Source organism: Pseudoflavonifractor sp. 60 (genome assembly GCF_009911645.1).
In the GTDB taxonomy this organism is placed as follows: Bacteria; Bacillota; Clostridia; order Oscillospirales; family Oscillospiraceae; genus Lawsonibacter.
In genome coordinates this window covers 1-10,559 of the sequence record NZ_QWKI01000150.1, presented here as the reverse complement: position 1 = coordinate 10,559, position 10,559 = coordinate 1, and the positions used below count along the sequence as shown (strand labels likewise).

At 65.1% G+C, this 10,559-nt stretch carries 12 protein-coding genes; 11 read left to right on the top strand and 1 reads right to left on the bottom strand.

Going from position 1 to position 10,559, the window contains the following annotated elements:
- Positions 1–279 precede the first annotated feature (279 nt).
- The 11 genes from D1646_RS16255 (at position 280) to D1646_RS16205 (ending at position 9,236) form a co-directional block, all read left to right on the top strand.
- Positions 280–1,215, top strand: coding sequence for a nitronate monooxygenase (locus D1646_RS16255; protein WP_160637480.1), 936 nt, complete (start codon positions 280–282; stop codon positions 1,213–1,215).
- Positions 1,206–2,285, top strand: a complete 1,080-nt coding sequence (locus tag D1646_RS16250; protein WP_160637479.1) for a nitronate monooxygenase family protein — start codon at positions 1,206–1,208, stop codon at positions 2,283–2,285. Before D1646_RS16255 ends, D1646_RS16250 begins: the two co-directional genes overlap by 10 nt.
- Positions 2,282–3,217, top strand: a complete 936-nt coding sequence (gene fabD / locus D1646_RS16245) for an ACP S-malonyltransferase (protein WP_160637478.1) — start codon at positions 2,282–2,284, stop codon at positions 3,215–3,217. The genes D1646_RS16250 and fabD overlap by 4 nt, the downstream gene beginning before the upstream one ends.
- Complete coding sequence (fabG, locus tag D1646_RS16240; RefSeq protein ID WP_160637477.1) at positions 3,214–3,957, top strand: 3-oxoacyl-[acyl-carrier-protein] reductase; 744 nt, start codon at positions 3,214–3,216, stop codon at positions 3,955–3,957. The genes fabD and fabG overlap by 4 nt, the downstream gene beginning before the upstream one ends.
- Positions 3,958–3,977: 20 nt before the next feature.
- Positions 3,978–5,219 carry a beta-ketoacyl-ACP synthase II gene (gene fabF / locus D1646_RS16235; RefSeq protein WP_160637476.1) on the top strand — a complete coding sequence of 414 codons (1,242 nt, stop codon included), beginning with the start codon at positions 3,978–3,980 and terminating at the stop codon, positions 5,217–5,219.
- A 4-nt stretch (positions 5,220–5,223) separates the two neighbouring features.
- Positions 5,224–5,670 (top strand): 3-hydroxyacyl-ACP dehydratase FabZ, encoded by a 447-nt coding sequence (fabZ, locus tag D1646_RS16230; protein ID WP_201754724.1) that lies wholly within the window; start codon positions 5,224–5,226, stop codon positions 5,668–5,670.
- Between the two features lie 50 nt (positions 5,671–5,720).
- Positions 5,721–6,164: a MarR family transcriptional regulator gene (locus D1646_RS16225; protein ID WP_160637474.1), complete on the top strand. Its 444-nt coding sequence runs from the start codon at positions 5,721–5,723 to the stop codon at positions 6,162–6,164.
- 212 nt (positions 6,165–6,376) lie between these two features.
- Entirely contained in the window at positions 6,377–6,985 is a 609-nt protein-coding gene (locus D1646_RS16220) for a DAK2 domain-containing protein (protein ID WP_160637473.1), read from the top strand.
- Positions 6,986–7,016: 31 nt separating this feature from the next.
- Positions 7,017–8,009: a dihydroxyacetone kinase subunit DhaK gene (locus tag D1646_RS16215; RefSeq protein ID WP_160637472.1), complete on the top strand. Its 993-nt coding sequence runs from the start codon at positions 7,017–7,019 to the stop codon at positions 8,007–8,009.
- Positions 8,010–8,012: 3 nt separating this feature from the next.
- Positions 8,013–8,897: a 3-hydroxy-5-phosphonooxypentane-2,4-dione thiolase gene (gene lsrF, locus D1646_RS16210; protein WP_160637471.1), complete on the top strand. Its 885-nt coding sequence runs from the start codon at positions 8,013–8,015 to the stop codon at positions 8,895–8,897.
- Between the two features lie 15 nt (positions 8,898–8,912).
- Positions 8,913–9,236: a hypothetical protein gene (locus D1646_RS16205; RefSeq protein ID WP_160637470.1), complete on the top strand. Its 324-nt coding sequence runs from the start codon at positions 8,913–8,915 to the stop codon at positions 9,234–9,236.
- 98 nt (positions 9,237–9,334) lie between these two features.
- Here the strand turns inward: D1646_RS16205 and D1646_RS16200 are convergent, their stop codons facing one another.
- Positions 9,335–10,402, bottom strand: a complete 1,068-nt coding sequence (locus tag D1646_RS16200; protein WP_160637469.1) for a GntR family transcriptional regulator — start codon at positions 10,400–10,402, stop codon at positions 9,335–9,337.
- Positions 10,403–10,559: the final 157 nt, after the last annotated feature.

Below are 10,559 nucleotides of genomic sequence, written 5' to 3'. Positions count from 1 at the left end.
GCCGCCTGCGGGCGGGACGAGGGATAGGCCCTGCGAAGCAGGGCCCACAAGCGGCGCAGCCGCTTGCCCCCTTTGGCGAAGGGGGTGGCCGAGCGAAGCGAGGGCGGGGGATTGTCAACGGCAGACTATCTTCTATTTCAGATTTCAAGTAGAAGCAGTGCCAGCAAATCAATCCCGGCCCGCTTCGCGGGAGCCCCTTTTCAAAGGGGCCAGGCCGCCTGCGGGCGGGACGGGGGATGAGTCCTGCGGGAGACGACAGATCAAAAAGGGAGACATAATATGAAACTGAACCAAATCCTGGGGACCGAGTTCCCCATTATACAGGGCGGCATGGCCAACATCGCCACTGGGGAGTTTGCCGCTGCCGTTTCCAACGCCGGGGCTCTGGGCCTCATCGGCGCGGGGGGCATGAACGCGGACCAGCTGCGGGAGCACATCCGCCGCTGCCGGGCGCTGACCGACAAGCCCTTCGGCGTAAACATTATGCTGATGAATCCGGCGGCCCCCGAGATGGCGAAGGTGGTCGTGGAGGAGGGGGTCAAGGTGGTCACCACCGGGGCAGGAGTCCCCAGCCAGTTTGTCCCTCTCTGGAAGGAGGCGGGCATCAAGGTCTTCCCCGTGGTGGCCGCCACCACTCTGGTCAGGCGGCTGGAGCCCCTGGGTGTGGACGGCTTCATTGCCGAGGGCACCGAGTCCGGCGGCCACGTGGGCGAGCTGACCACCATGGCCCTGGTCCCCCAGGTCTGTGAGCTCACCCAGCTGCCCGTCATCGCCGCCGGGGGCATTGCCAGCGGAGGACAGCTGGCCGCCGCTTTCGCGCTGGGGGCCTGCGGCGTTCAGGTGGGCACCTGTCTGCTGGTCAGTGAGGAGTGCCCCATCCACGAAAACTACAAACAGGCCATTTTGAAGGCCAAGGACAGCGACACCACCGTCACAGGCCGGTCGGTCAACGCTCCTGTCCGTATTTTAAAGAATCAAATGTCCCGGGAGTATTTGAAGCAGGAGCGGGCCGGGGCCAGCCGGGAGGAGCTGGAGAAGTACACCCTGGGCTCTCTGCGCCGGGCGGTTTTCGACGGCGACACCAAGACTGGCTCCCTCATGTGCGGCCAGACCGCCGGTCTGCTCCACGAGATCCGGCCCCTGCGGACCATTCTGGAGGAGCTGATGGCGGACAGCCGGAGGGTCCTGGGAGAGACGGAGGCAAAATGGCGGTAAAAATCGGAAGCCGGACTCTGCCGATGCCCATCCTCCAGGGGGGCATGGGCATCGGCCTCAGCCTGGACCGGCTGGCGGGGGCGGTGGCCTCCCGGGGCGGCATGGGGACCATCTCCACCGCCGCCTGCGGCTTTCTGGAGGAGGACTATCCCCAGGACCCCCAGCGGGCCAACCTCCGGGCTCTGGACCGCCAGGTCCGCCGGGCCAGGGAGCTGGCGCGGGGGGCGGGGCTGGTGGCGGTGAACGCCATGGTGGCCACCGTCCAGTACGCCGACAGCGTCAAAACCGCCCTCCGGGCCGGAGCGGACGCGGTGGTCAGTGGGGCGGGTCTCCCCCTCCAGCTGCCCGCCATTGCCGCCCAGGTCCCGGACAGCGCCGCCGCCCTGGCCCCCATTGTCAGCAGCGGCAGAGCCGCCGCCCTGATTTGCAGGGCCTGGGACAAGCGCAGCCAGCGGGTCCCCGACTTTGTGGTGCTGGAGGGCCCTCTGGCGGGGGGGCACCTGGGCTTCTCCCCTCAGGAGGTCCGCAGCCAGCGGCCCGTCTCCCTCAGCGCCCTGCTGAAGGAGGTGCGGGAGGCCCTGGCCCCCTGGCGGGAGAAGTACCGCCGGGATATCCCCGTCTTTGTGGCGGGGGGCGTGGAGAATGGAGCCGAAATGGCCCGGTATATGGAGGAGGGGGCGGCGGGCGCCCAGTTTGCGACCCGCTTCATCGCCACGGAGGAGTGCGACGCCAGCCCGGCCTGCAAGCGCATCCTGCTCCGCGCCAAACCGGAGGATATCACCATTGTAAAGAGCCCCGTGGGAATGCCCGGGCGGGCCCTGCGCAGCCCTCTCATTGACCGGGTGGAGGCGGGCACTCAGCCCCATCCCCGCCGGTGCGTCAACTGCCTGGTCCCCTGCAAGAAGCTGGAGTCCCCTTACTGCATCTCCCAGGCTCTGATCGACGCCTGGCACGGGGACTGGGAAAACGGCCTGTTTTTCTGCGGGGCCAAGGCGGGGCAGATCCACACCATGTCCACGGTGGAGGAACAGATGGACCAAATTATAACAGAATGGAGGGCGGCCCAATGAAGCTGGCCTTTGTATATGCCGGACAGGGCAGTCAGAAGGTGGGCATGGGGAAGGACTTCTACCAGGAATTCCCCCAGTTCGCCGAAATTTTCAACCATGCCCCGGTGGATTTTGACTTGAAAAAGCTGTGCTTTGAGGGTCCGGAGGAGCAGCTCTCTCAGACCCGGTACACCCAGCCCTGTATGGCGGCCTTCGCCGTGGGGGTCACCGACCTGCTGTACCAGGAGGGCATTCGGCCCCAGGCGGCGGCGGGACTGTCCCTGGGGGAGTACTCCGCCCTCTACGCCGCCGGCGTCTTCAGCCGGGGGACGGTCATCTCCACGGTGGCCCTGCGGGGCAAGGCTATGGAGGAGGCCGCACGGGGCCTGGACTGCGGCATGACCGCCGTGCTGGGTCTGGACCGGGAGAAGCTTCAAAGCGCCTGTGACCGGGCGGCGGAGCTGGGCGTGGTGCAGATCTGCAACTACAACTGCCCCGGCCAGCTGGTCATCGGCGGGGAGAAGGCGGCGGTGGACCGGGCTGGGGAGCTGGCCAAGGAGCTGGGGGCCAAGCGGTGTATGCCTTTGAAGGTGAGCGGCCCCTTCCACACCAAACTGATGAGGCCCGCCGGGGACGCCCTGGCCGCCCATTTTAAAACCCTCGCCTTTGCCCCCATGGCCTTCCCCGTCTACTTCAACTGCAAGGGCGGTCCCATGGAGCGGGGGGACACCATCCCCGCCCTGCTGGAGCGGCAGGTGCAGTCCTCCGTCTTCTGGGAGGACACCATCCGCGCTATGGAGGCGGAGGGCATCGACACGGTGGTGGAGATCGGCCCGGGCAAGGCCCTGTGCGGTTTCTTCAAGAAGACGGCCCCCGCCATCAAGACCTATCACATCGACACGGCGGCGGACCTCCACAGTGTGGTCTCCGCGCTGAAAGGAGAACAGTTATGAGCTTGGAGGGAATGGCAGCCCTGGTCACCGGCGGCAGCCGGGGGATCGGCCGGGCCGTCTGTCTGGAGCTGGCCCGGCAGGGGGCGGCGGTGGCCGTCAACTACGCAGGCAGCATCCAGGCGGCGGAGGAGACCGTCCGGCAGTGTCGCCAGCTGGGGGTCGAGGCGGAGCTCTTCCAGGCCGACGTGGCCAGCCCCGCCGCCTGTGACGCCCTGGTGGCGGCGGTGAAGGAGCGATTTGGCCGGCTGGACATTTTGGTGAACAACGCGGGCATCTCCCGGGACGGCCTGCTGATGACCGCCAAGGAGGAGGACTTCTCCAAAACCCTGGACACCAACCTGAAGGGGGCCTACTTCTGCACCAAGGCGGCGGCCAAGGTGATGCTGCGGCAGAAGTACGGGCGGATCGTCAGCCTGTCCAGTGTGGTGGGCCTGCGGGGCAATCCGGGCCAGACCGCCTATGCCGCCAGCAAGGCGGGTATTTTGGGGCTGACCAAGGCGGCGGCCAAGGAGCTGGCCGGGCGGGACATTACCGTCAACGCGGTGGCCCCCGGCTACATCGCCACCGACATGACCGCCGCGCTGCCCGAGAAGGCCAGGGAGGCCATGCTCACCACCATCCCCAAGGGCCGCCCCGGCACGCCGGAGGAGGTGGCCCGGGCGGTGGCCTTCTTCGCCCAGCGGGAGTCCGCCTATGTCACCGGCCAGGTGCTGTGCGTGGACGGCGGCATGGCGGTTTGATTGAGGAAGGGGAAGACAACATGGAAAGACGCAGAGTGGTAATTACCGGCCTGGGCACCGTGAACCCCACGGGCAACACCGCAGCCGAGAGCTGGGCGGCGGTGAAGGAGGGGCAGTGCGGCATTCGCGCCATAACCCGGTATGACACATCCAATATGAAGGTAAAGCTGGCGGGCGAGATCCAGGGGCTGGACACAGGCGCCCTGCTGGGCAAGCGGGAGAGCAAGAAAATGGACCGCTTCACTCAGCTGGCCCTCATCGCCGCCGACGAGTGCATGAGGGACGCCGCCCTGGACCGGGAGGCGGAGGAGCCGGGACGCTGCGGGGTCATCTTTTCCAGCGGCATCGGCGGCTTTGAAACGGTGGGCGAGGCCCACAGGCGGGGAAGCGAACGGGGCTATGACGCGGTATCCCCCTTTGTCATCCCCATGATCATCTCCAATATGGCGGCGGGCCATATGGCCATCCGCTACGGCTTTCAGGGGATGTGCTCCTGCGTGGTCACCGCCTGCGCCGGGGGGACCAACGCGGTGGGGGACGCCTTCCGCCACATCCGGGACGGCTACGCCGAGGTGATGCTGTGCGGCGGCGCGGAGGCGGCCATTGTCCCCCTGGCTATGGGGGGCTTTACCGCCATGAAGGCTCTGTGCGAGGGCACCGACCCCCGGCGGGCCTCCATCCCCTTCGACGCTGAGCGCTCTGGCTTCGTCATGGGGGAGGGGGCGGGAGCCCTGCTCCTGGAGGAGCTGGACCACGCCCAGAAGCGGGGGGCCCAGATCTACGCCGAGGTGATAGGCTACGGGGCCAACTGCGACGCCTACCACATCACCGCCCCCGCACCCAACGGCGCAGGCGGGGCGGTGTGTATGGCCCAGGCCCTCTCCGATGCGGGGATCGCCCCGGAGACGGTGGACTACATCAACGCCCACGGCACCTCCACCCCCCTCAACGACGCCGGGGAGACGGCGGCCATCCGCACCGTCTTCGGGGCGCACGCGGACAAGCTGATGGTCAGCTCCACCAAGTCCATGACCGGCCACCTGCTGGGGGCGGCGGGGGCGGTGGAGGCCATCTTTACCGCCCTGGCCCTGAAGGAGGGCTTCGTCCCCGCCACAATGGGCTATCAGGTCCCCGACCCGGCCTGTGATTTGGACATCGTCCCCAACCAGGGGCGGCAGGCGGACATCCGGACCGCCCTGTCCAACTCTCTGGGCTTCGGCGGCCACAACGCGGCCATTGTGCTGAAAAAGTGGGAGGGATAAGGTGATGGAGCTGAACATCGACCAGATCGAGGCCATCCTCCCCCACCGCTACCCCTTCCTGCTGGTGGACCGCATCACCGAATGTGTCCCCGGCCAGAGCGCCAGGGGCATCAAATGTGTCACTGCCAACGAGCCCTTCTTTCAGGGCCACTTCCCCGGCTTCAAGGTGATGCCCGGGGTCCTCATCATCGAGGCGCTGGCCCAGGTGGGGGCGGTGGCCATCCTCACCGAGGAGGGGAACGGGAGGAAGCTGGCCCTCTTCGGCGGCATTAAAAACGCCCGCTTCAAGCGGCAGGTCCGCCCCGGCGATATGCTGGAGCTGTCCTGCCAGCTCACCGCCCGAAAGGGCCCGGTGGGCTTCGGCACGGCGGAGGCCCGGGTCGGCGGCCAGCTGGCCTGCAAAGCGGAGCTCACCTTTGCCCTCACGGACGGGCCGAAAAGTACTTGCTGAGCCGCCGTTTTTTTGGTATACTACACCAGAACAGGGAAGGAGGAGCCCCTATGCTGGAGGAGAGCTTTGACCGCATTTACACCAAATTTAAACTGCACTTTTATCAGGCTGTCTTTTCCCGGTTTCAGGGACGGGAGGCCAGTCTGACATCGGTGGAGACCTTCTGTATGGAGATCATCCGGGCGCTGAACGAGCCCACCATCAACGAGTTCGCCTCCTTTGTGAACATCTCCTCCCCCAACGCCGCCTACAAGGTGAACAGCCTCATCCGCAAGGGCTATCTGGAGAAGGTCCAGTCCCCCAACGACCGGCGGGAGTACCATCTGCGCCCAACCCAGAAGTTCCACGACTACTACAATCTGAGCAGCGCCTACGTTCAGGAGGTCATGGAGCGGGTACGGGAGCGCTTCAGTCCCAGCGAGGTGGCCCTGATGGGCCAGGTGCTGGAGATCGTGGGCAAAGAGCTGATGCCCGAGGTGGACCTGAAGCAGTGAACAGCATAACGCCACGCCAGACCGGGAGTTCTCCCTGTCTGGCGTGGCTGCTTTTTGGGGCGGCAGCATTTTTGTGCATTCTGGACAGCCCCGCCCTCTGTCCGGCCCTCAATTTTCGGGAATTTTACTTTTTTCAGTTGATTTATGCCGTCAGATGTGATATCTTATTTTCACAGATTGCCCCGCAGTGATTTCAGACAGGAGGTGAAGCTATGACCAAAGAGGAATTTTCCCTGCGCATCAAAAATGCCTGCGCCTGCGTCATCGGGGCGGAGGCGGAGCTGACCGAGATCGACTCCCGCTTCGGCGACGCGGACCACGGCCTGACCATGACCAAAATCGCCCGCGCCATCTCCGCCGCGGTGGACCAGCCGGAGGGGGGCATTCAGGCCATGCTGGAGGGCGCGGCGGCAGCCGTCATGTCTCTCAACGGGGGCAGCGCCGTCCCCCTGTGGAACAGCTGGCTGGACGGTCTCCAGGAGGAGGCCCCCCAGGGGGAGGAGATCGACACGGCGGGCCTCCAGCGGATTTTCGCCCGGGCGCTGGAGGAGATTGACGATATGTCCGGGGCCAAGGTGGGGGACAAGACCATGATGGACGCCCTGATCCCCGCCAGCCAGGCCATTGCCGCCTGCTCCGGCAGCAGCGAGGCCCAGCTGTTTGCCGCCGCCGCCCAGGCCGCGGAGCAGGGGGCGGAGGACAGCCGCCAGTTTGTATCCAAATTTGGCCGGGCCAAGAGCTATGGGGAGAAGACCATCGGCACGCCGGACGCCGGCGCGGTGTCTATGGCCCGGTTTTTCCAGGGTCTGGCCCAGCTGTAAGAAACGGGATTTTTAGGAGGAAAGAGGAACCATGAAAAAATTTATCAACGCCCCCGAGACCATCACCGACGAGGAGCTTACCGGCCTGGGTCTGGCCTACCCCGACATTTTGGATGTGGACGGCCACCTGGTCATCAGCAAGGACCTGGCCGGCGCCGACCGGGTCACCATCGTCACCTACGGCGGCTCCGGCCACGAGCCCGCCCAGGCGGGATTTGTGGGCAGGGGAATGCTGGACGTCCAGGCGGTGGGCGACATCTTCGCCGCCCCCAACGGCCAGCTGGTGTTCGACGCCATGAAGCTGGCGGACAAGGGCCACGGCGTGCTGCTGCTCACCCTGAACTATGCCGGGGACCAGCTGGCCGGCAAGCAGGCCATGAAGCTGGCCAAGAAGGCGGGGCTGAACGTGCGCCAGGTGGTCACCGGCGAGGAGGTCCGGTACGACCCCAACGGTGAGGACAACCAGCGGGGCCTGGCCGGGGCGGTGGCCCTGTACCACATCGCGGCGGCGGCGGCCCGGGAGGGCAAAAGCCTGGACGAGGTGGCCGATTTGGCCCAGCGGTACGCCGACCGTATGGCCTCCATCACCGTCAAATCCACCGACGCGACCCACCCCCAGAACGGTATGTCCTTTGGCGACCTGGGGGAGACCGACCTGATGGAGATCGGCGCAGGCCAGCACGGCGAGGGGGGCGGCGTCCGGGTCCCCATGATGTCCGCCAAGGATACCGTGGCCGCTGTGGCCCAGGTGCTGTGCAAAAAGCTGGAGCTGAAGGCGGGGGACAAGGCCTTTGTGATGATCAACGGCTGCGGCGCCACCACTATGATGGAGCTGCTGGTGCTGTTCAAGGACACGGTGGAGTACCTGAAGGCCATGGACGTGGAGGTTGTGGCCAGTATGGTGGGGGAGATCCTTACCGTTCAGGAGGCGGGAGGCTTCCAGATGAACATTGCCAAGTGGGACGAGGAGTTTACCCGCCTGTGGAAGACCCCCTGTCACACCCCCGCCTACAGCAAGGAGTGAGCGATGGCCGACAACATTGGAAACAAGGCGGCCCACAACTACCACCTGGACGTGCCCGTCAGTCAGGAGGGCTTTTATGTAAAGGGGGCCGCCTACTGCGGCTGGGGGATGCAGAGCCGTCTGGCCCGGATGTTTGACCCCAAATCGGGGAACACGGTGATGCTGGCCTTTGACCACGGCTATATTATGGGGCCCACCGCCGGGCTGGAGCGCATCGACCTGGTCATCCCGCCCCTCATCCCCTATGTCAACGTGCTCATGGGGACCCGGGGGATCTTTCAGTCCTGCATCTCCCCGGCGGCCCAGGTGGGGCGGTGCCTGCGGGTCACCTACGACTCCACCGTCCTCTATGACGATATGTCAAACGGCGGCGGCCTGGCCGGCGACATGGAACACGCCCTGCGCATGAACGCCGACTGTGTGGCGGTGCAGACCTTCATCGGCGCCCCCGGCGAGAGCCGCTCCCTGGAGCTGCTCTGCCGCACCGCCGACGCCGGAGCCCGGTACGGGGTCCCCACCCTGGGCGTGGTGGCGGTGGGTAAGGAGATGGAGCGCACCGAAAAGTTTTTCCTGCTGGCCACTCGGGTCCTGGCAGAGAACGGGGCCAACATCGTCAAGAGCTACTACTGTGAGGGCTTTGAGCGGGTCGCCGCCGCCTGCCCCGTGCCCATTGTCATCGCCGGGGGCAAGAAGCTGCCCGAGCCGGAGGCCCTGGAGATGGCTTACCGCGCCATTCAGGAGGGGGCCCGGGGGGTCGATATGGGCCGGAACATCTTCCAGTCCGACTGCCCCGCCGGCATGGCCCAGGCCATTGGAACGGTGGTCCACCAGGGCTATACCGCCGCCCAGGCCTACCAGGTCTATCAGGAAATCAAACACCAGGGATAACAAGGAGGAACGGCTATGTCCGCTGAATATATGCACATCGGCATCCCCATCACCAACCGCAAGCCCGGCATGACCTACAACGAGGGGGCCAAGTTCTGGGTCAGTCAGGTGGAGGACTACGACTACAAGATCGAGTACCTGAAATTTGAGGAGGGGACCCCCTTCCCCGAGGTGCTCCACCGCCTCCCCCACGTGGCCTACAAGGTGGACGACCTGGCCAAGTACATGGACGACGCCGACGGGGTCATCTGCGGCCCCATGGACGCCAACGACAAGGGGGACCGGCTGGCCTTCGTGTGGAAGGACGGGGCCATTCTGGAGCTGTATCAGGAGGCCTGAGCCCCCGCCGCCCAATCAAACAAGTTCAAAAATCCCGCAGGGGCGCTCAACTGTGAGGCCCCTGCGGGATTCTTTTGTCCCCCTCCGGGGCGTCTGCGTCAGCTGCTCTCCTTCTGGACCAGCTGCCAGGGGACCACCTTGGACTGGCACTCCTCCCCCTGGAGCAGGCGCAGCATCAGCTTTGCGGCCAGCTCCCCCAGATTCTGTTCCCCGTGGGACAGGGAGGTGATGCGCACCGGAGCCAGCTCGCTGTACTGGCTGTCGTCAAAGCTGACCACCGCCACGTCCCCGGGAACGGCCGCCCCCCGCTTCTTCAGCTGGGAGACGACCCGGATGGCGATCTCGTCGTTGTAGCACACAATGGCGGAGCAGCCCTGAAAGCTGTCCAGGACCTGGTCCACAAAGGACTCTGAGAGGAAGGCGGTCCGGGACTGGGTATTATACCAGAAGATCTGGCTGTCCTCCAGGGGGAGCCCCAGCTCCCGCAGGGCGCGGGCGTAGCCGGCGTAGCGCTGGGTCCCCTGCATATCGTCGCTTTTAAAGATGCCGGCAATATTCTGGTGTCCCCGGCTGTGCAGGTGCTCCACCAGCAGCCTGCCCCCGCCGCTGTCGTCCGCCAGAACGGAGGGGATCTGGAACAGCTCAGGGTAGGTCCCGTTGAGAAAGACCAGCCGGACCCCCCGCTCCATCAGCCGCTGGTACAGGTCCAGGTTGGGGTTGGGCAGAGCGGTCTTGCTCCCCTCCACCAGAACTCCGTCCAGGTCCCGCATGGTCAGCAGGGCCTGGAGATTTTTGCGCTCAATGGCAATTTGATTTTGGGTCGCAAACAGGAGGGGGGCGCTGCTGTTGGCGGCCAGCACCCCCTCCATCCCCTGAAGCAGTCTTGGAAAAATGTAGTCGCTGATATAGGTGGTGACCACCGCAATGGTGCAGTGCAGCGGAGCCGCCGGGTCCTTATGCTCCCGGAGACGGGAACCACTGCCCTGGCGGCGGGTTATCAGCCCCTCGTTCTCCAGCACCGCCAGCGCCCGGCGCACCGTCTGACGGCTGATCTGAAAGCGCTGGCACAGCAGCTGCTCGGTGGGGAGGAGCTGCCTGCTGCTGTATTGGCCGTTTTCGATCTCCTGCCGCAGAGAACTGGCGACAGATTGATATTTGGGGGCCATAGCCTTCCTCCTTTCCTGCCGGTGAGATCTGTTTTTCATAGTATAACATATTTCTTGATTCGGTACAACATAAAATAATTTGTTCCTACAATTCGTACAGTATAGAAAATTTGTAGAGCTGGCCGGGCTAGTTCCACCCTATGATGCCCCAGGAGTA